The 20563-nt window shown below is 71.3% G+C and carries 17 protein-coding genes; 7 read left to right on the top strand and 10 right to left on the bottom strand.

What is annotated here, in order from left to right; translation table 11 throughout:
- Positions 1–52: 52 nt before the first annotated feature.
- A complete protein-coding gene (locus E4099_RS06200; RefSeq protein ID WP_135337927.1) occupies positions 53–538 on the bottom strand; it encodes an MSMEG_6728 family protein in 486 nt (161 codons plus the stop codon).
- 310 nt (positions 539–848) lie between these two features.
- Positions 849–2087 (bottom strand): 5-aminolevulinate synthase, encoded by a 1239-nt coding sequence (gene hemA, locus E4099_RS06195; RefSeq protein ID WP_245244630.1) that lies wholly within the window; start codon positions 2085–2087, stop codon positions 849–851.
- 333 nt (positions 2088–2420) lie between these two features.
- Between hemA and E4099_RS06190 the strand changes: the two genes are divergently transcribed.
- The 3 genes from E4099_RS06190 to E4099_RS06180 all read left to right on the top strand — a co-directional run bounded on the left by E4099_RS06190 (position 2421) and on the right by E4099_RS06180 (position 7517).
- Entirely contained in the window at positions 2421–3965 is a 1545-nt protein-coding gene (locus E4099_RS06190) for a class I adenylate-forming enzyme family protein (protein ID WP_135337925.1), read from the top strand.
- Positions 3962–5533: a long-chain-fatty-acid--CoA ligase gene (locus E4099_RS06185; protein ID WP_135337924.1), complete on the top strand. Its 1572-nt coding sequence runs from the start codon at positions 3962–3964 to the stop codon at positions 5531–5533. Before E4099_RS06190 ends, E4099_RS06185 begins: the two co-directional genes overlap by 4 nt.
- Positions 5534–6161: 628 nt before the next feature.
- Positions 6162–7517, top strand: a complete 1356-nt coding sequence (locus tag E4099_RS06180) for a phosphatase PAP2 family protein (protein WP_167828303.1) — start codon at positions 6162–6164, stop codon at positions 7515–7517.
- A gap of 587 nt (positions 7518–8104) precedes the next feature.
- On the opposite strand, the gene E4099_RS06175 is transcribed toward E4099_RS06180, so the two are convergent.
- The gene (locus E4099_RS06175; RefSeq protein ID WP_135337923.1) at positions 8105–8575 is read right to left on the bottom strand and encodes an Lrp/AsnC family transcriptional regulator; all 471 of its coding nucleotides are present in this window, start codon (positions 8573–8575) and stop codon (positions 8105–8107) included.
- Between the two features lie 59 nt (positions 8576–8634).
- Between E4099_RS06175 and E4099_RS06170 the strand changes: the two genes are divergently transcribed.
- A complete protein-coding gene (locus E4099_RS06170; RefSeq protein WP_135337922.1) occupies positions 8635–9840 on the top strand; it encodes a trans-sulfuration enzyme family protein in 1206 nt (401 codons plus the stop codon).
- Between the two features lie 223 nt (positions 9841–10063).
- Here E4099_RS06170 and E4099_RS06165 read toward each other — a convergent pair whose 3' ends face one another.
- The 4 genes from E4099_RS06165 to E4099_RS32850 all read right to left on the bottom strand — a co-directional run bounded on the left by E4099_RS06165 (position 10064) and on the right by E4099_RS32850 (position 13186).
- Entirely contained in the window at positions 10064–10786 is a 723-nt protein-coding gene (locus tag E4099_RS06165) for a hypothetical protein (protein WP_135337921.1), read from the bottom strand.
- Between the two features lie 61 nt (positions 10787–10847).
- On the bottom strand, positions 10848–12002 hold the full coding sequence (locus E4099_RS06160; RefSeq protein ID WP_135337920.1) for a PP2C family protein-serine/threonine phosphatase: 1155 nt from the start codon (positions 12000–12002) through the stop codon (positions 10848–10850).
- 105 nt (positions 12003–12107) lie between these two features.
- The gene (locus tag E4099_RS06155) at positions 12108–12503 is read right to left on the bottom strand and encodes a hypothetical protein (protein ID WP_135337919.1); all 396 of its coding nucleotides are present in this window, start codon (positions 12501–12503) and stop codon (positions 12108–12110) included.
- A 245-nt stretch (positions 12504–12748) separates the two neighbouring features.
- Positions 12749–13186: a helix-turn-helix domain-containing protein gene (locus tag E4099_RS32850; protein ID WP_167828302.1), complete on the bottom strand. Its 438-nt coding sequence runs from the start codon at positions 13184–13186 to the stop codon at positions 12749–12751.
- A gap of 958 nt (positions 13187–14144) precedes the next feature.
- Between E4099_RS32850 and E4099_RS06145 the strand changes: the two genes are divergently transcribed.
- Together E4099_RS06145 and E4099_RS06140 are read left to right on the top strand one after the other, a co-directional pair.
- Positions 14145–15326 (top strand): cytochrome P450, encoded by a 1182-nt coding sequence (locus E4099_RS06145; RefSeq protein WP_135337917.1) that lies wholly within the window; start codon positions 14145–14147, stop codon positions 15324–15326.
- Between the two features lie 175 nt (positions 15327–15501).
- Positions 15502–16836 (top strand): M28 family peptidase, encoded by a 1335-nt coding sequence (locus E4099_RS06140; RefSeq protein ID WP_245244629.1) that lies wholly within the window; start codon positions 15502–15504, stop codon positions 16834–16836.
- Between the two features lie 116 nt (positions 16837–16952).
- On the opposite strand, the gene E4099_RS06135 is transcribed toward E4099_RS06140, so the two are convergent.
- From E4099_RS06135 to E4099_RS06125, 3 genes are all read right to left on the bottom strand, one after another.
- Positions 16953–18152: a CU044_5270 family protein gene (locus E4099_RS06135; protein ID WP_135337915.1), complete on the bottom strand. Its 1200-nt coding sequence runs from the start codon at positions 18150–18152 to the stop codon at positions 16953–16955.
- Entirely contained in the window at positions 18152–18769 is a 618-nt protein-coding gene (locus tag E4099_RS06130; protein ID WP_245244628.1) for an RNA polymerase sigma factor, read from the bottom strand. The genes E4099_RS06135 and E4099_RS06130 overlap by 1 nt, the downstream gene beginning before the upstream one ends.
- 88 nt (positions 18770–18857) lie before the next feature.
- Positions 18858–19760, bottom strand: coding sequence for a LysR family transcriptional regulator ArgP (locus tag E4099_RS06125; RefSeq protein WP_135337938.1), 903 nt, complete (start codon positions 19758–19760; stop codon positions 18858–18860).
- 70 nt (positions 19761–19830) lie between these two features.
- On the opposite strand from E4099_RS06125, the gene E4099_RS06120 reads away from it, so the two are divergent.
- Positions 19831–20454, top strand: a complete 624-nt coding sequence (locus tag E4099_RS06120; protein ID WP_135337914.1) for a LysE/ArgO family amino acid transporter — start codon at positions 19831–19833, stop codon at positions 20452–20454.
- Positions 20455–20563 lie beyond the last annotated feature (109 nt).

The raw sequence follows: 20563 nt of genomic DNA, 5'->3' as shown, positions 1-20563 counted from the left end.
CACCGTGCCGCGCCGGCGAAACCTCCCGCGCAGCGCGTGCGGGCCGGGGTCGTCAGGGGTCGGGCGTGCCCGGGGCCGTCCGGTCCGACGCGGGCCAGACGTAGGGCAGGTCGTCCGGTACGCCGGGAAAGCGGGGGGCGTACACCTCGGGGTCCTTGCGTACGAGTGCCGACTGGTGGCTGCGGTGGAAGGCGGCGTCGCCCAGCCACGGCGGCAGTTCCCCGGCCTGTGCCAGCTCGGCCTGGTCGCGGACCGGTCGGCCGGGGCGGTGCTCGGCGAGATCGGCGACCAGGGAGGCGGCGCAGCTGTCCTGGTGCCCCCGTTCCCGCCAGACCCGGCAGATCTCCAACCCGTACCGGACGAGGGCCTCCTCGTAGCCGGTCCACATCCGTACGGCGGGATGGTGCCGCCAGCCGTAACCGGGCACCGTCAGGCCGCGCAGGATCTGGAGGGCCTCGACGCGCTGCTTGCCCAGCCGGCGCCGGTCGAGCTCGCGGGCCGACTCCCGGAAGTCGGGATGCGGCAGGAAGGTCTGCATGACCCGCATCCCTCCTCGTCCCTGGTGCTCGCCCGGCCCACCCGCTTGCTCCGAACGGTCCGGATCCGGTGGGCGGGGGCCGGTGTGTCCTTCCATCGCACCGCCGACCGGCTGGTGCCGCACGCCGGCCCGCCCGCCTCCGCCTCGCTCTCCGTGACGCCGTGCCCTGGTGGGCCGGCAGGTCCCGCCGGCTCGGTTCCGACCGCGCGGGAGATCCGGGTGCCGCCGTACGGGTCGTTCTGGGCCGCCGATGCGGCTGGGTCCGAAGGGAGGGGCGGGGCCCGGGCGAGCGGCCGGGCCCCGCTGGTGCTCAGCCGGTCGTGGCCTCCTGGCCCGCCGCGGGCACCCGCTCGGCGCCGGTCTCCCGCCAGACCTGGTCCAGCGCCTCGACGAACTTCTCCACCTCACCGGTGGTGTGCACGGCTCCGGGGGCCACCCGCAGAATCTCCTCGCCGACCCGAACGCTCGGCGCGTTGATCGCCTGGACGTAGACACCGTGCTGCTCCAGCAGCAGCCGGGACATGCGCTTGCACAGGGCCTCGTCCCGCACCAGGACGGACACGATGTGCGTCTGGTCGGAGATGAAGGGGATCTGCCGCTCGTTCAGCAGCCGGTGCATCAACCGCGCGTTCTCCCAAAGCCGCTCGCGCTCGGCGTCGCTGGAGCGCAGGTGCCGGACGGCGGCCAGCGCGGCGGCGGCCACGGCCGGCGGGAGCGCGGTGGTGAAGATGAAGGAGCGGGAGAACATCCGCACCGCCTCGATCACCGGGGCCGGACCCGCGATATAGCCGCCGGTGGTGCCGAAGCCCTTGGCCAGGGTGCCCATGATGACGGTGAAGTCGTCGGCCAGCCCCTCCCGCGCGGCGATGCCGGCGCCCTGCGGGCCGTACATGCCCACGGCGTGGACCTCGTCGAGGAAGGTCATCGCACCGTGGCGCTTGGCGATGTCGGCGATCTCGGCGAGCGGGGCGATGTCGCCGTTCATCGAGTAGACGGACTCGGCGACGATGAGCTTGGGCGCCTCGGGGTCGGCCGCCGCGAGCAGCTCCTCGAGGTGGGCCGGGTCGTTGTGGCGGAATATTCGCTTCTGCGCACCGCTGTGCCGCAGTCCGTCGATGATGGAGGCGTGGTTCAGCGCGTCCGAGAACACCACGCAGCCGTCCATCCGGCCCGCGATGACGGACAGCGCGCCGTCGTTGGCGGTGTAGCCGGAGGTGAACAGCAGCGCGTCCTCCTTGCCGTGCAGGGCGGCGAGCTCCTTTTCCAGCAGCACGTGGTAGTGGTTGGTGCCGCCGATGTTCCGTGAACCGCCGGCGCCGGCACCGTACTGGTCGACGGCCTCCTTCATGGCGTCCAGCACCGCCGGGTGCTGGCCCATGCCGAGGTAGTCGTTGCTGCACCACACGCTGATCCGGGACGCGTCCCCCGCGTCGCGCACGCTGGCCGCGGGGAACTGACCGGCGAGCCGCCCGAGCTCCAGGAACTCCCGCTTTCCACCGTCGGAACCCTCGATGAGGCGTGAAAAGAGGTCCAGATATTGGGTCGTCACGTCAACTCGCTTTGCTCTATGGGCTACCTGGGACTGCGTGGAAACATGAAGCGCCGCCCCTGGCATCTCGACACAATGGGAATCCCGGCGACATATGCGCGGGAAAGCCGGATCGCCCCCTTTCGAAGGCAGGACGACAGGGGTGCCGAGCGCGGGACAGCATACTCCTGGCGCCACCATACGATCTTCCGGCAGGTCTGGTCAGACCCATTAACTGGAACATGCAATTCCACCTGGATGGAGGCGAGTTGACGCAAGATCATCTGCTTGCCATGCTCGCCACGGGCGTGCCATCCTGCCCACACCATCGGCCCTAGCGAACTGGAGTTCTCAATGTTTCCGAACGACAATTACGTGCGTCGGATCCTTGAGGCTCTATCGGGTACCCCGGAGCGCCCCGCGCTGGTGCGCGACGGTGCGGAGATGACCGCGGGCGAGTTCTCCGGAGCCGTCCTCACCGCGGCGGACGTGCTGCGCCGGAACACTCCGGAAGGGGAAATCCCGGTAGTAGCCGTACTGACCGTCACGAACACCCCGGCGACCGTCATTCTGCGGTATGCCGCGAACCTCGTCGGCGGCACCGTGGTGCATCTCCACTCCACCAATGCGGTGGACCCCTCGGACCAGTTGGCCGCCGAGGAGCGTCGTGAAATCCTCGCCTCGACCGGTGCGACGTTCCTCGCCGTCGACAAGGAGTACGTCGATCTCGCCCGGGAGCTGTGCGAGCGGCTGCCGAAGGCGCCCCGGATCGCCGCACTCGGCGCGCTGGGCACCGACGTCCTGGACCTGACCGCGGGCGAGGCGGACGCCATCGACCTGGCCGCCGTGGAGACCGACTCCGAGCGGCCCGCCGTGGTGCTCTACACCAGCGGCACCACCGGCCGCCCCAAGGGTGTGACCCTGCCCTACCGGGTGCGCGGCCTCTACATCGCCGCGGGGCTGCAGGCCCCCGCGCCGACCGTGTACCTCTCCACCCTGCCGGCCAGCCACTCCAGCGGCTCCGGGATCGACCTGGCGCTCGCCTCGGGCGGCACCGTGGTGCTGCACGACGGCTTCGACGCGGACAAGGTGCTGAGCGCGGTGGCAGAGCACCGGGTGACCGTACTGACGCTCACCCCGCCGCAGATCTACCAGCTGGTGGACCACCCCGGGCTGTCCGCGGCCGACCTGTCCAGCCTGCAGATGATCACCTACGGCGGCTGCCCCGCGTCTCCGGCCCGGTTGGCCGAGGCCGTCAAGGCGCTGGGCCCGCGGCTGCTCCAGTTCTACGGGACCACCGAGACCAGCGGCATCAGCATGCTGCTGCCGCCCGACCACTTCGACCCCGGGCTGTGCGCCACGGCCGGCAAGCTGACCGCCGAGGTCAGCATCCGGGACCAGGAGGACCACCGGGAGCTCCCGCTGGGCGAGGTCGGCGAGGTCTGCGTGCGGTCGCCGTTCAACATGCTCGGCTACTGGGGCGAGCCGGAGCAGACCGCCCAGACCGTTCGCGAGGGCTGGGTGCACACCGGCGACCTCGGCTCCCTGGACGAGCGCGGCTATCTGACCCTGCACGGCCGGGTGGGCGAGGTGATGAAGACCAACGGGATCAAGGTCCACCCCACCACCGTGGAGAACGCCCTGCTGGCCCATCCCGAGGTCGCCCAGGCCGCGGTGTACTGCGTGGTCGACGCGGACCGCGTGGAGCACATCCACGCCGCGGTGGTGCTCCGGGCGGGCGGCGGCGCCGACGCGGAGGCGCTGCGCGAGCATGTCGCCGCCGAGCTGTCGCCCCAGCACGTACCGGCCGTGATCGCGTTCCACGGCGAGCTGCCGCTGACCGGGGCGGGCAAGCCGGACAAGCGGTGGCTGGCCGCTCACGAGGCCGGCGCGGCATGACGCTGACGGCGGCGGCGGTACTCGCCGAGTCCGCGCTGCGGCGCCCCGACCATCCCGCGCTGGTCTTCGGCGCGGAACGGATCACCTACCGGGCGCTGTGGGACGAGACTCGGCGGTACGCGGCCGCGCTGCGGGACCTCGGGATCGGCCCCGGCGACCGGGTCGCGCTGCTGCTGCCCAACACACCGCACTTCCCCAAGGCGTACTACGGCGTACTGACCCTCGGCGCGACCGCGGTGCCGGTGCACGGCCTGCTGCGCGCCGAGGAGATCGTCCATGTGCTGACCGACTCGGGGGCCAGGGCACTGGTCTGCGCGGCGCCGATGCTGGCGGAGGGCGCCAAGGGCGCGGAGATCGCCGGAGTTCCGCTGATCACCGTCATGGCGCCGGAGGACGGCGAGGCGCCCCGCCTCGATGTGCTCGCCGAGCGGGCCGAGCCCATCGCCGGATGTGTGCCGCGGGAGCCCGGCGACCTCGCCGTGGTGCTCTACACCTCGGGGACCACCGGGCAGCCCAAGGGTGCGATGATCACCCACCTCAACCTGGTGATGAACGTCAGCACCACCATGCTCTCGCCCTTCGACCTGGGCCCCGACGACGTGCTGCTCGGCTGCCTGCCGCTGTTCCACACCTTCGGGCAGACCTGCGGGATGAGCACCACGTTCCTGGCCGGCGGAACCCTGGTGCTGATGAGCCGGTTCGACGCTCAGCAGGCCCTGGACCTCATGGTCACCGAGGGGTGCACCGTCTTCATGGGCGTCCCGACCATGTACCTGGCGCTGCTCGACGTCGCCGCCCGGGATCCCCGCCGGCCCGCCCTGGACCGGGCCTTCTCCGGAGGCTCGGCCCTGCCGGTGAAGGTGCTGGAGGACTTCCAGGAGGTCTTCGGCTGCCCCATCTACGAGGGGTACGGGCTGACCGAGGCCTCGCCGGTGGTCGCGTACAACCAGCGGGCGTGGCCGTGCAAGCCCGGGACCGTGGGGCGCCCGATCTGGGGCGTCGAGGCGGAGATCGCGGCCGCCGACGTGGCGGACCGCGTGGAGCTGCTGCCGTCCGGCGAGGTGGGCGAGATCGTCATCCGCGGCCACAATGTGATGGCCGGGTACCTCAACCGTCCGGAGGCCACCGCCGAAGTGCTGGTCGACGGCTGGTTCCGGTCGGGCGACCTCGGCACCAAGGACGCCGATGGCTATCTGGCCATCGTCGACCGCAAGAAGGACATGGTGCTGCGCGGCGGGTACAACGTGTACCCGCGCGAGGTCGAGGACGTCCTGATGCGCCATCCGGCCATTGCCCAGGTGGCGGTCATCGGCCTGCCCGACGAGGTGTACGGCGAGGAGGTCTGCGCCGTGGTGCGCGCCCGCCCCGGCACCGCACCGGACGCGGCGCTCGCCGAGCGGATCACCGCCTGGTGCAGGGAGCGGGTCGCGCCCTACAAGTACCCGCGCCGGGTGGAGTTCGTGGAGGACTTCCCACTGGGTCCCAGCGGAAAGGTGCTCAAGCGCGAACTCGTCGCCCGGTTCGCCGAGGTGCCGGGCGCGTCACGCCCGGCACCCCCCTTGGCCTGACCACCTGACCGTCCGGGCCCCGGCCGGCGGGCGGGCCGGGATTCGGCCCGCCCGCCCCGCGCGGTACCCGGACCCGCCGCGGGTGCCTCGGCCGCCCCATCCCTCGCGGGCGGTCCGGTCGGCCTCGCCCGCGTACCGCCCGGCCGGACCGCCGCGCCGGCGGACTTGCGATACCCAAAACCGGCGGGGCCTGGACGCTTCCGTGGGCAGCGCGCCGCACCATGCCGGCACCCGCGCACGGTGGCGGGCGCGCGCCGCGGCGGGCAGCACGCGACGCGGCCGGCTTCGAGGTCGGACGGCGCGTCGGCAGTGCGCCCGCTCCCCCGCCAGGCCACCATGTACGCGGCTCTCGGGGCCTCGCTCGGATCCCCTGGCCTCCTTCATGGCCGCCGGACACCGCTGGATCAGATCAGCGTCGGGACCTAGCACGTCGAGAGCACGTTCGAATGAACTCCACACGCTCCATGGCCGCCGAAACCCGCCCCGGCCACTCCGCTAGCATGTTCGAACTTGCAACGATCCGCCCATCGTCCACCCTTCACCGGAAAACCACGTCATCCAGCGCAATCGATAATCCGTTTACCCAATATCTGACAAATCGGCTAAACAATTGATATCTATAACACGGGTGTTTTCGCGAAAAAACGGCGGCACGGCGCCCCCCGCATGGCGCCGGCCACGGGTGATCCTGTGGGCCGCGGCAGGTGTGGTCACCCTCGGATTCCTCGTCGCGCTGGAGATCGCCGCACGCCACTACGGCCTGCCCGGTCCGATGACCAACCAGGCGAAAGAGGTGATATACGCGCCCAAATCGGGGCCGCTGCTGTACGCCAGCATGGCGCTGATGATGCTGGTGCTCACCTGGCGGCAACGGTTCATCGCCTTGGGCGCCGCCGTCGGTATCGACCTCGTCTTCGTCCTGGTGCGGTGGGCGGCCGGCATCAAGACGACCGAGGGCCACCCCTTCGGCAACGGCGCGTTGTGGGTGATGCTGGGCGTCGCGGTCATCGCGATCACTCGCCGCACCGGCCGGGAACGCCTCCTGCTGCTGAAGGGTGTGGCGCTGGGCCTGCTGCTGGTGGCCGGCCGCAAGACGGGTGACACCTGGCTGCTCATCACCGCGAAGACCCACCCCATGGTGCTCGACCCGTACGTGGCGACCGCCGACCACGCGCTGGGCAACCCGTCATGGCTGGTAGGCCGGATCGTCAAGGCCACCGGCCCGATCGGCACCCACATCCTCGACTGGGTCTACATCCAGCTCGCGGTGGCCGCGGTCGCCGTCTCGCTGTACCAGCTGCGCCACGTGGCGCGCGATCGCCGCTTCCCCAGCCACCACCTGGTGCGCACCTTCTTGGTCATCGGCCTGCTCGGACCGGGCATCTACATGATCTTCCCGGTGGTCGGCCCGATATTCGCCTACGGCCCGGGCGCCACCGGCACCGGCGGCCTGCACTGGGCGGTGGCCGACCTGTGGCCGCACACACCGCCGCCGATCAGCACCCCGCACCCGGTGCCGTACGACGCGCTCACCCCGCGCAACTGCATGCCCAGCCTCCACACGGCCTGGGCCACCGCGATCTTCATTCATTCGCGCAAGGGCCCCCGCATTCTGCGATTCGCCGGCACCTTCTGGCTGATCGCCACACTCGGCGCGACCCTGGGCTTCGGCTACCACTACGGCGCGGACCTTCTGGCCGGCGTGGTGTTCACGCTCACGATCGAGGCAGCCCTGCGCGCACACGTCCGCGGCTGGGATCGCTCGGCAATCCGGATGGTCGCGTACGGCGCGACGGTATTCGCCGCACTCTTGGCGTCCTACCGATACATTCCGCTGGAAATGGCCAAGCATCCGTGGATATTCGGTCCTCTTCTCATCCTGGCGATGTCGTCCGTGATTTACGGCTACATACGCACCACCGGGCAATGGGAGCGGAAGACCGCGCCGGCACTGCAAACGGAACCGCAGCCCGAACCCGTGTGAGAACGCACCGGGCCGCGGATCGAACCCCTCGTGTTCATCGCGCCGCGTCACCCGCCTGAGCTGACGGAGTCGACGGGCGAAACGCGGTGCGCTACACATCGATCCTGTGACACCCGATTTCGACGTCGTTCAGGTCGGCTTCGGATCGGTGATGCAGACCTGTGCGGCGCCGCTGGGCCGTTGCGGCCTGCGGGTGGGGGTCTTCGAGCGATGGCCGTCGGGGTATCCGCTGCCGCGGGCCGGGCATGGCGACCACGAGGTGATGCGGATCCTCCAGGCGTCGGCGCCGCGCGGGAGATCGAGCGGCGGGCGGTCGCGGTGCCCGAGTACCTGTGGTCCAACGGCGCGGGGGAACTGCTGCTGGGGCTGGACTGGGACCGGCCCACCCCGTCCGGCTGGGGATCCGACCACCTGATGTACCGGCCGCATGTGGAGGACGCGCTGACGGCGGCGGTCGCCGGACGCGGCACGGTGGAGGTGCACCGGGGCTGGGAGGCGGTGCGGGTCGTCAAGGCGCCTGGTGCCCGGTGCGGCGAGCGCGCGTCCGGGGCGCCCCTCACCGCGCACACCGCTCCGCCGGTGTCCGGTCAGGGCGGCAGCAGTGGACCGCAGTCCCACTGCTGGAAGATCAGCCGGGTCTCCACCCGTGCCACCTCGCGGTGCGAGGTGAACTCGTCGATCACCAGGCGCTGGAGGTCCGCCGCGCCGGTCACCGCCACCTGGACCAGGTAGTCGTCGGGCCCGGTGAGATGGAACAGCGCTCGGGTCTCCGGCAGGGCCCGGACCCGCTCGACGAACGGACCGATCAGATCGCGCCGGTGCGGGCGCACCTGCACCAGCAGCAGCGCCTCCAACCCGCGGCCCAACCGGGCCGGATCGATGCGCAGTTCGTAGCCCAGGACGACACCCGCCCTGCGCAGCCGGTTGACCCGGTCCAGGCAGGTCGACGGGGCGATGCCCACCTCCGCCGCCAGGTCCCGGTAGGTCGTCCGGGCATCGTTCTGCAGCAGGCGCAGAATCTGGAGATCCACCGGATCCAGAGGGAGCGAATCGGACATCTGCCGAACGTAGCACGACCGATCCCCGCGCGGACCCGGCTGCCGTTCAGCATTCCTTCATGGACACGCCATCTGTCGACATGCCCCGTTCCCTGGCCACCGAGGCCGTGCACGCCGGACGCGAGGATCTCGCCGAACTGGGTCTGCACGCCCCGCCCCTGGATCTGTCCACCACCTATCCGTCGTACGACAGCCGTGCCGAGGCCGCCCGGCTGGACGCCTTCGCCGCCACTGGCGAGCAGTTGGCCGGGCCGCCCGTCTACGCCCGGCTGGACAACCCCACCACCGCCCGTTTCGAGAAGGCGCTCGCCCGGCTCGAGGGCACCGAGAGCGCGGTCGCCTTCGCCAGCGGCATGGCCGCGCTGACCGCCTGCCTGCAGGCCCGGATCGCCATGGGGTTCCGGCATGTCGTCGCCGTCCGGCCGCTGTACGGGTGCAGCGACCACCTGCTGACCGCGGGGCTGCTGGGCAGTGAGGTGACCTGGGTGGAGCCGGACGGGATCGCCGAGGCCATCCGCCCGGACACCGGTCTGGTGATGGTCGAGAGCCCGGCCAACCCGACCCTGGCCGAGCTGGACCTGCGCGCCGTGGCCCGCTCCTGCGGCGCGGTGCCGCTGCTGGCGGACAACACCTTCGCCACCCCCGTGTTGCAGCGCCCGGCCGAACAGGGCGCCCGGATCGTGCTGCACAGCGCCACCAAGTACCTGGGCGGCCACGGCGACGTCCTCGGCGGGGTCGTGGCCTGCGACGAGGAGTTCGCCCGGATGCTGCGCCGGGTGCGGTTCACCACCGGCGGGGTGCTCCACCCGCTGGCCGGCTACCTGCTGCTGCGCGGGCTGGCCACACTGCCGGTCCGGGTACGGGCGGCCTCGGCCACCGCCGCGGAGCTGGCCGGCCGGCTGGCGGCCGACCGCCGGGTGTCGCGGGTGCACTACCCCCGGATCGGCGGGGCGATGGTCGCCTTCGAGGTGGACGGCGATCCGCACGAGGTGATCGCGGGCGTACGACTGATCACCCCGGCGGTCAGCCTCGGCAGCGTGGACACCCTCATCCAGCACCCGGCCTCGATCAGCCACCGCATCGTCGCCGAGGGGGACCGCCACTCCTCCGGGGTCAGCGACCGCCTGCTGCGGATGTCGGTGGGTCTGGAGGACCTCGAGGACCTGTGGCGGGATCTCGATGGTGCCCTGGACCGGGCGACATCCGCCACCGGCGGGCGCGACGGGCAGCAGACCGGGCCGGTCGCGGCCGCTGACCGGGGCTGACAAGGGCGCCGCCGCACTCGGCGGCGGCCACGAGCGGCCGGGGCGGGTCTCGGCCACCCGCCCCACCACTACGAGGTCCCCGTGCGCCTGCCCCACCCGGCGGCCGGGCGCGCGGGGCCTCTTCGCCACGGCATCCGACACCACCGGGGATGCCGCTGCCGGATCGGACCGCCGCACCACCCGCGGGTCCGGCGTCCCACTCCACCGGGGCTGCCGCCCTGGATCACCGGCGGATCCGGTCCTCGGCCGCCCGCAGCACGCGGCGTTCCAGGACGGGCAGATGCTCGGGGCGGTGCCGCCGCGCGTGCCGCAGCAGCAGGTCGCGGGCGGTGGCCCCGACCCGGCGTTTCTTGGGGTGCCGGGTGGTGAACCCCTCCCCCGCGAAGAAGTCCACGGCCCCGTCCAACCCGGCCGCGTCGGTCTGCCGTACCGCCCAGGCCAACTCCTCCGTGGCCGCCGCGGCCAGCAGTGCCAGCGGCGCGGCGCGCGCGAGCAGCCGCGCCGCGTCGCCACCGGTCCAGGGCGTCCCCAGCCAGCTGAAGACCAGACCCAGGGGTGCGTCCGGCGCGGTTCCCGGGCCGGCGTCCGCCCCCCGCGCCCGCGCCGCGGCCCAGTCCCGCACCACCGGTGGCGCGGCGGCGGCCCAGGCGGCCCGGTGGCGGAGGGGCAGGGAGTGCGACCGGGCCGGGTCCAGCAGCGGCGGCCGGTGGCCGTGAACGCTGCGGATCCGCTGACCGCCGGCGTCGTACAGGGCGAGCGAGGGCTCCCCACCGCACATGCACACAAAGTCGTCCGGTGCCGGTCGGGGCGCCTCCTCCAGGGTGGCCAGCACCTCCCGCACCTCGCCTGGGTCGGTGATCTCGTAGGAGGACGGGTGGTCGGGGAGAGGTGACGAGTGCCCGTGCTCCGACACGACGACGCGCACCGTCCTGGAGAGAGGCTTCATGAGGGTGATCGTAGAGCCGTGACGGGCCGGCCGGCCCGTGCCCGACCGCGCCGCCGCGGCGTCAGGTTCCGGATTCCGAGCCGGCGGTCGCGGCGTCCTCGCCCGGCAGGCGCTGCACCGCGACCATCGCGGCGTCGTCCCCCAGGAACCCGCCGGAGTGGGCGAGCAGGTCCGCGCACAGATGACGCAGCAGCGCCTGGGGCTCCTCACCCGACCAGGCCGCCATCCGCTCGGCCAGCGGGTAGAAGACGCCGTTGCCGTCCCGGGCCTCGATCACTCCGTCGGTGTAGAGCAGGACCAGGTCGCCGGGTTCGAAGGCGAAGGACTCGGCGGCGAAGGCGGCCGGGCCGAACTCGGTCAGGCCCAAGGGGAGCGCGGGCTGGCTGACCTCCAGCGGGACGACCTGGTGATCGCGCAGCAGGAGCGGCGGGGGGTGCCCGCAGTTGATCAGGTGCAGGGCCGACTCGGAGTCCGGGGCGTCCAGCACCGCCGCGGTGATGAAGGTCTCCTCCGGGTCGGTGCCTCCCGCGCGTGGCGCGCCGGGGTCCACCAGACCCGCGGAGACGGCCCCCTCCAGATAGGCGACCAGCATCGGCAGTTCGGCCTGCCGGTGGGCGGCCGCTCGGAAGGCCCCCAGGACCAGTGCGGCGTCCCCGACCGCCTCCAGCCCCTTGCCGCGTACGTCGCCGATGACCAGGCGGGTGCCCTGGGCGGTACGTGCGGCGGCGTACAGATCTCCGCCGACCTGCGCCTCCGCCTCGGCGGCGAGGTACACGGAGGCGATGCGCAGCGGGCCGATCCGCTGGGGCAAGGCCCGCATCAGCACCTTCTGCGTGGCCTCGGCCACCGATCTGAGCCGGGTCACCTCCTGTTCGTGCCGCTCGCGGTGGTGGGCGAACAGGGTGACGATCGCCGAGATCAGGATCAGGGCGGTGAGCTGGAGGGAGTGGTTCAGGTCGGTGACCGTGGTCCGGACCGCGGCGACCACCGCCTGGGCGGTGACGGCGACCAGGCCGACGAACCCCGTCATCCAGGGGCCGGCGAAGGACGCCGTGATGGCGGGAGCGGCGACGAGGAAGGGGCCGAGGTGGACGTGGGGCGGGGCCAGCACGTCCACCAGGCTGACGACCAGGATCAGCGCGAACGGCACCGCCAGCAGGGCATGGCTCGGATCCCATGGCCATCGGTGAGCCCCGGGGATTCGCCGAAGGTCCATGGCTCCTGCTTACACCACACGGGCCCGGCACTCCGGTCCGCCATGCCGCTGGGCACCCTGGCGGAGGACAGGTCCCGGCGGACGACCGCTCGGGGCCGGGACCCCTCAAGCGGCCGCACGGCGCCGGCGCCTGGCCTCCGTCTCCAGCTCCCTGACGTCGTCGGTCAGGCCCCTCAACCGCAGGCCCAGGCCTCCCGCGGTGAACAGGATGGCGCCGATGACGGAGACCGGCACGGAGGCCCCGACGATCACCACGATCCTGGGCCAGCGCCGTGCCTCCTCACACGCCTCGATCAGCGCGGTGCCCTTCTTCCACACCTCCACCTCGTCGTGGCCGGCGAACAGGGGGGCCTCGCACGTCTTGGTGTCGCCCGAGGAGGGCACCTCGACGCGGTACGGCTTGACGAGCAGCACCGCGGACCACACCCAAAGGATCAGCGCGGCCGACAGCAGGCCGATCCCCAGGCCGAACAGGCGCCAGTTGCGGGCTTGATCGTTCATCAGTTCGTCCTTCACTCCCTCGGCGGTGTCGCGGGCAGCCTCGCACAACCGTCAGTACCGCCGCGGGCACATGCCGTGGTGGGGCCGGATCCGTGCTGTCCGCGGCTCCAGGAGCGGGCCCGCCGGGGAAGGTCGCCCGGATGGCCGAGAAGCGAACCCGCCGGGGGACCACGCCTCGCCGGGGTGCCGCTGTCGAGCCAGGACGAATCCTCCGCCACCGGCCGTATCGCCGGGAAGGCGACGGATCAGGACAGGGTGCCTCTCTGCCGCGATCGCGCCTCCCTCGGTGCGGCGCCCCCTTCCGGTGCCCGCGCGGCACCCCGGCGGCCGGCGCGCTGGACGCCGCCCGCGCGGTGGTTCTCGATCGCCTGCAGGTTGCGTTCGACGGAACGGACCGCGGGATGATCCGGGGCATTGAGGAAGTAGTCGGTGGAGACGCCGAACAACCTGGCCAGACGGCCGGCGTTGGCCAGGCTCGGCACGGACCCGCCCTTGCGTAACTTTCCGATGTACTGGTTGGACAGCCCGCTGTGCTTGGCGATCTCCGTGTCGGTGTAGGGCCGTCCCAGGGAGTCCGGGTAGATCACACCGATCAGGCGCCTGAAGCGCCTGCCGAACAGCTCGGCATCCCGATCACCCCGCACGGTGGACGGCGTCGAGTCATCCGATCTTGAGATGGACATGGCGGCAAGGTAGTCCAGTCGATGGGCCCTCCGTAGCCTCCAAATCTCGCCAAATACACGATAGTTGATTGAAGAAGAGAGGTTCCTCGTGCGCTGACCTGCGAGGTTCGGGAGAGCGTTCACCAATCTGTTGACATGCCTCGACCGGGTTGTGAAAGATCTCTTCCCGGGAACACGACGCCGGCCCCGGATACTTCTCGTGGCCCCACCAGGAAGAACCGCGCTCCTGGGCCGGGGAAAACGGTCCGTTCGCTGGACCTGATCTTGCATGACCGTGCTCGTGCCCGAAACGCACCGAGTGGGCAAGAGAAGGTGGAACAACGATGACAACTGAAGCTGCGCCGAGTCCGGGTTTCGACACCATCTGTTCGCCTCTCACAGCCGGTCTTCGATCAGTCTGAAACCAACGACGCCCTCACCTACTTCAACCGATCCCAGCCGCAACCGTCGCGCAGCGGACGCCTTCTGATTCGGCCGTCCGGTCCCCTGGTGGGGAAACCATCCTGCGTGCGGCGGGACGATTCCTGATCGCGCCGACTTACCGCCTGCGAGGAAACCCGCCCCCGACGTCCCGGGGCGTGGAAAAGGCTCCCGCCGGAGAAATCCGGTGGGTACGCAAGACCATGTCATGGGAGTCACTCCCGTGACCGTGCCCGGCATCGCAGCGAAGGGAGACCATCATGCGCTACCTCCACTGAGCCGTCTGAACACCGATCCGCGAGCACGTCACGCATCGCACGGAAGGGAGACCGCCATGCGCTACCTCCACTGAGCCGCCTGAACACCGATCCGCGAGCACGTCACGCATCGCACGGAAGGGAGACCATCATGCGCTACCTCCACTGATGCGCTCGAAGCGCCTGGTTTTTGCGGCCCTGCACACGTGTGCAGGGCCGCAACTCCCCTTTTATCCACGGATATTTTCTGCAGGAGAGGAAGGCTGGTCGTGCCGGGAGAGATGACGACGGCGCAGCAGGACCCGATCTACAACCCGCTGGCCCCGGAGACCATAGCCAACCCCTACCTCTTCTACCGACGACTGCGGGACAGCCAGCGGGTCTACTGGCACGAGGTGCTGGACTCGTGGGTGGTCACCGGACACGCGGAGTGCCAGCAGATCCTGAGCGACACCGCCGCCTTCGGTTCGGACTTCCGGCGGGTCGGCGAAGCCGTTCCGGACGCTCACCTGAGCGTGCAGTCCCTCGACCCGCCCGAGCACGGTGCCATTCGGCATCTGCTCGTCTCGGCACTGCACGAGCAGTCGCCGGCAGCCATGAAGGGCCGGGCGGCCGCCATCGCGGCGGACCATGTGGCGCGCCTGTCGCGGCAGGGCCGTCCGGTGGATCTAGTGCGGGAGTTCGCGCGCCCCGTCGCGCTGCGGACGATGTGCGAGTTCCTGGGGGTGGAGAACCCCGACGGTCCGTGGTTCGAGGACATCTCCAACGCCATCGTGCGGGGCATGGACGCGGGCCTCGACCCGAGCCGTGCGGAGCCGGGAACCACGGCTCGCCGGGAACTCAGCCGGCTCGTCGGGGGCTGGATCGGCGACGCCGGCGAGGAGGGGTTCATCGGTGCCGTTCGGCGGGCGAGTGCGCAGGAGCCCTCCGTGTCGCCGGAGCTGCTGGCCAACTCGATGCGCGCGGTGCTGCATGCCGGATACGAGTCGGTGAGCCGCCTTCTCGGCAACGCGCTGGCCCGCCTTGTCGCCGACCCCGACCTGCTGTCCGCCGTCAGCGCGCCGTCCGGCTTCGACGCGCTGGTGGATGAGCTGATCCGGCTGGACGGGCCCGTGCAGGCCGATGCGCGGGTGTGCGTCACCGATTCCAGCCTGGCGGACAAGGAGATACGGCGCGGCGATGTCGTCGTGCTGTTCCTCGCGGCGGCCAATCGCGACCCCGCGGTCTTTCCCCACCCCGATGACGTCGACCTGACTCGGCGAAAGGGCCTGCATCTGGCCTTCGGACGAGGCGCGCACGCGTGTCTCGGCGCCGGTATGGCCATGTTGCAGCTGCGGGCCGTACTCACGGCACTGGCCGAGTCCGGCCTTGGCTTCGCCCTGGCCGAATCCCCTGAATACGAGTCGACCGCCACTCTGCGTGGCCTGAGTTCCTTGATTGTGTCGGTGCAGGGATCGCGCTGATCCACCCTCTGCACCGGCGTTGAACGGAGACATCATGCGAAGAGCTACGACATTGCGAAAACTGGCCGCGGGGGTGGGCTCCCTGCTCCTGACCTGCACGCTCGTTCAGTCGGCAGGTGCCGCTCCGAACGAGCCCGCCCCTTCTGTGAAAAGTCCCGCCCCGACCGATTTCCCCTTGGCCGATCGTCTCGCGTCCCGTGTCACCGGGCCCGATGTCTACCGCCATCTGCAGGCTTTCCAGCGCATCGCTGACGCGAGCGGTGGCAACCGGGGCTACGACAGAATCGGTTTCACCCGCTCGGTCAGTTATGTCAGTGGCCTGCTCAAGGACGCCGGATACAAGGTCGTCGAACAGAAAGTCCCTTACACCGACTTCGATGTCCAGACGGAGACGCTGAAGGTGAGCGGGCTCGCGGAGGGCACTCGGGACGTGCGCGTCCTGATGACCCGGTTCACGCCCTCGACCCCGCTGGACGGTGTGGAGGCGCCCCTGGTGTCGCTGCCCGGTGGACGCACCGGCTGCACCGCCGCCGACTACGACGGTGTCGACGTCAAGGGCGCTGTCGTCATCACCGCGCGCAACGCCTGCGGATACGGGCTGCAGCAGCAGGTGGCGGCACAGGCCGGGGCCCGCGCCATGCTGCTGTACTACCCGACTCCCTCACCCGAGAACATCTACCGGCTCTACGGGTTCGCCCCTCCCGCCTACACCATCCCGGTGGCCTCGGTGGCGCAGGACGAAGGGGAGGCGCTCGTCCGGGCCGCGGCCGGCGGCACGGCACGGGTCCAGCTCACCCTGCGCGGACAGGAGGTCTCACGCACCACGGTGAACCTCACCGCGGAGACCTCGGGCGGCGACCCGGACAACGTGGTGCTGCTCGGCTCCCATCTCGACAGTGTGCCCGAGAACGCCGGGCTCAACGACAACGGCTCGACAGCGGCCGCGGTGCTCCAGACGGCCCTGGCGCTGGCACCCCAGCAGAACGCCGTGAAGAACAAGGTCCGTTTCGTCTGGTGGGGTGCCGAGGAGCTCATCAACGTCGGCTCCTCCTACTACGTGGACCACCTTCCGGATTCCGACCTGCGACGGATCGCCGCGGTGCTCAACGGCGAGCTCATCGCCTCCCCCAACTACGCGCGCTTCGTCTGGGATCCGGGTACGGGCGGCAGCCATGAGATCGCCAACCTGTTCGCCGGCTACTTCGACGCCCGCGGGCTGCCGTACGACCGGCAGAGCCCGGATGCCATCGGATCCGACCATCTCGCCTTCGAGGCCGTCGGGGTGCCCGTCGGAGGGCTCGACGGCGGCAACCTGAAGGTGAAGACCCCGGAGCAGCAGAGCCGCTACGGCGGAACGGCCGGCGAGATGTACGACCACTGCTACCACCAGGTGTGCGATCAGCTCGGCAGCATCAACAAGGAGGCGCTGGGCACCAACGCGCCGGCGCTCGCCTGGGTCCTGGGCCGGCTGGCCACCTACGACGAGGACGTGCGGACGGCCACCTCGTAAGCACACAAGCGTGCCACCGGGCATTCACCCGGTGCGGTGGACACAGGGCGGCGCCCTGCCCCTCGCCAGTGCGGGAGGGGCAGGGCGCCGCCGTCCGGTGGGAAGCGCTCAGCCGGTCATCGGCGATCCGCGGGCTCGGCGTCCTTCACGTCACCGCCCCCGGAGTAGGGGGGCTTGTGCTTCGGCGGGGCGAACCAGTCCTTGTCGAACGGCGGAGCCTGGTCGGTCCACGTCCTGGCCGTGATGCTGGTGTAGCCGTCCAGCTTTCCGTCGGCCGAGTACTTCTCCTCGCCCAGCGGCAGTCCGTTCTCGCGGTCGAAGATCAGCCGCAGGTGGCCTCCGCCGTGCGGATTCTCGATGGCCACGGCATTGCCCCGGCGGCCTTCGTGGTCGGTGACCTGCCCGATGTCCCGCACGCCGGGCTCCTTGGCGAGCAGCCGGTAGGCCGCGGCACGCTGCTGGGGTGAGGCGGGCAGCTCCATGGCCAGGTAGGAGGCCGCCTCGATGACCATGCCGTCGAGGATGTCCTGCGGGGCGTTGTACTCCTTGTCGATGATCTTCGCGAGGCGGTCCCGGAGTTCTTTGGGATCGGTGGGCAACCCGGGCAGTTCCTTGAGGTCGATCTCCACCATGGGGACGGTGTCCGAGGTGCCGCCGGGTACGTCCTGGGCGATGACCCCGGCACCCCGGTAGGTCACCCGCTCCCCGTACGTGGCGCGGAGGTCCCACTGCTTGGGGGAGCCGTCCGCACGCCAGGCCCGGGTGTCGGCAGCGGTGGCGGGCCGGGCCCCGATGTCACTGACCTGCTGCCACTGCTTGGTCGTCCCCTTGGCCACCCAGGTCCTGGCCTCGTCACGTACGACGATGTCGTAGTTCTTGCCCGGCACGTGGAGAATCCCGCCGTAGCGCTTGTTCAGGTACCAGAACCGGCCCCCGCCGGGTGCCTTCTCCGCGTGGGAGGCGGCGGAGAGCAGGATGGCGGAGCCGTCCACCTGCCGGTGTCCGCCCTCGGTTCCGGCTCCGGTTCCCCCCACCGTGTTGGCCACCACGACCGCGGCGGCCGCCGCGGCGGCGGTCAGCGCACCGACTCCCACGGGCCGGAACCGGATCAGGCCGGCGGCTCGTCCGGGCCCGGTGCGGCGGGTGGGGGCAAGACGCCACCGGCTGCGACGGTTATCGGGGCTCGGGCTGTCCTCGTGCCACGGCTCCACCGCCAGGGCAAGCTCGATACGGCGGGTCTGCGCGTCGACGGTCTGCTCGGGGTCGAGGTGGTCGGGTCGGGCGGCGGCCAACCGCCGCATCGTGTCGTCCTGCATCAGGCTGCTTCCTCTCCGGGGATCCTGCCCCCGGTGGTGACGGGGTGGGCGGTGGGGCGCGCTGCGGGGGTGGTCACCCTCGCAGCGACGGGGCGTGCCTGCCGCTGTGCTCCGGCGGCCTTCGAGGTGTCCTCGAGCGCTGCGGCCAGGCGCCTGCGCGCCCGGTGCAGCCGGACCCGCATGGCGGTCGTGGTGCAGCCGACGACCTGGGCGGCCTCGCGGGGGCTCAGCCCCTGCCAGGCGGCGAGGATCAGTACCTCGCGGTCGTCCTCCTTCATGGATGCCAGCGCCCGCCGCATCGCCATCCGGTCGGTGACCTCTTCGGCGATGTCGGTCTCGGCGGGCGCCGCGGCCTCGGTCCATTCCCGCAGCTCGGCCGCGAGCGAGGAACGCCGGAGCTCGGCGCGCACCGTGTCGCGCAGGATGTTGCGGGCGACGCCGAGCAGCCAGGGCAGCGGGGGATGCGGGACCTCGTCCACCCGCCGCCACGCCACTATGAACGTCTCGCTCACCACGTCGTCGGCGACCTGCCGTCCCGCGCGACTGACCACATAGGCCCACACGCGTTGTCGGCAGGTGTCGTACATCGCGGTGAAGCGTGCCACGTCGTCTGACACCGCTTGCACCTCCGTCCCTCCGGGTGTCATCTGTCACCAGGAAGTGGTGCGCGGCGGCCCGGTGTTACCGCCGATGTGTGTTTCCCGGTCAGGAACTTCCGTGGAGCGCCTCGGCCGCCGTGGCGATGACCGCCTCGGCCACGGCGGCCAGAGCGGGAGAGTCCAGCTTCCACTGCTGCCAGTACAGCGGGACGTCCATGGGGCGATCGGGGAAGAGCAGGTCCAGTGCTCCGGAGCGGACCAGGGACGCTGCCTGGGGTTCGGGCACCAGGCCCCAGCCGAGTCCGGCGGCCACCGCGTCGCAGAACCCCTCGGAGGTGGGTACGTGGTGGCGTGTCCGGCCGGCGCCGGTCCGGCGGCCGGTGAGGGCCCGTATGAAGGCGTCCTGGAGGTCGTCGCGCCGGTCGAAGACGATGACCGGGGCGTCGGCCAGCGCGCGTTCCAGCGGTTCGGTCAGGTGGCGCGCGCGGAATTCGGGGCTGGCCACGGGGAGGTACCGGGCCAGTCCCAGGCGCCGTGCCGTGCAGCCCGCCACCGGATCGGGTGATGAGGTGACCGCGGCCATCACCTGTCCCTCACGCAGCAGTTCGGTGGTGTGGGACTCGTCCTCCCGGTGCAGTTCGAAGCAGACCGGGGGGTCCTGCGGCACCCGGGTCAGGGCGGGGAGGAACCAGGTGGCCAGGGAGTCCGCGTTCACCGCGATGGGCACGCGCACCGGTCCCTGTTCGGTCGCGATGCCGAGCTCCGCCCGGGCGTCGCGCTCCAGCCGGGCCAGCTGGCGGGCGAACCTCGCCACCACCTGTCCCGAGGGGGTCGGCCGGACCGGCTTGGTCCGGATCAGCAGGACCCGCCCGATGCGCTGCTCCAGGGCCTTCACCCGCTGGCTGACCGCCGAGGGCGTCACATGGAGGGCCGCCGCGGCGGCGTCGAAGGTGCCCTCGTCCACCACCGCGAGCAGGGTGCGGACCTGGTCCAGGGGGAGCTCATCCATCATGCTTGCTAAGGATAGTTTAGAAACTTTAGCTGTACTGACGAGCATGTCGATCTATACCGTCTATCGCATGACATCGGGTATCCCCACCGCAGCAGTCGCCGGATTCGGCACCGGACTCTCCTTGATCGTGGCCATCGGCGCCCAGAACGCGTTCGTCCTGCGCCAGGGAGCGCGCCGGCATGCCGTGCTCGCGGTGGTCAGCATCTGCGCGGCCTCCGACGCGGTCCTCATCGCGCTGGGCGTGGCGGGTGTGGGAGGCGTGGTCACCGCGTGGCCGGCGGCCCTGACGGCGGTCGGCCTGGCGGGTGGCGGGTTCCTGGTGTGCTACGGCGTCCTCGCCGCGCGGCGGGTGCTGCGCCCGGCCCAGGGCGAGGGCCTGACCGCGCGGGGGCCGGCGGCCGGCTCGGTGCGCGCGGCGGTTCTCACCTGCCTGGCGATGACCTGGCTCAATCCGCATGTCTACCTGGACACCGTGCTTCTGCTCGGCTCCCTCGCCTCCTCCCAGGGGGGCCTGCGCTGGGCGTTCGGACTCGGCGCGGTCCTGGCCAGTGTGGTCTGGTTCACCGCCCTCGGTTACGGGGCCAGATTGCTCAGCGGGCTGCTGGCGCGGCCCGGGGCCTGGCGGGCCCTGGATGGCCTGGTCGCCGTCACCATGATCACCATGGGCGGGCTGCTGCTGGCACGGGCGTAGAGGGCGGGGCGTGCTCGGCCCTCGCCCTGGCCCCCGCGGCGCGAGGGCCCCGCGCGCTCCGCGGCGGGATGCGGCGCGAGGGCCCGGCGGGGTGCGCGGGGGTCGGGGA

Origin of the sequence: Streptomyces palmae (assembly GCF_004684805.1) — a bacterium.
In the GTDB taxonomy this organism is placed as follows: Bacteria; Actinomycetota; Actinomycetes; order Streptomycetales; family Streptomycetaceae; genus Streptomyces; species Streptomyces palmae.
The sequence above is the reverse complement of the archived record's forward strand: the minus strand, read 5'-3'. Positions and strand labels throughout refer to the sequence as shown.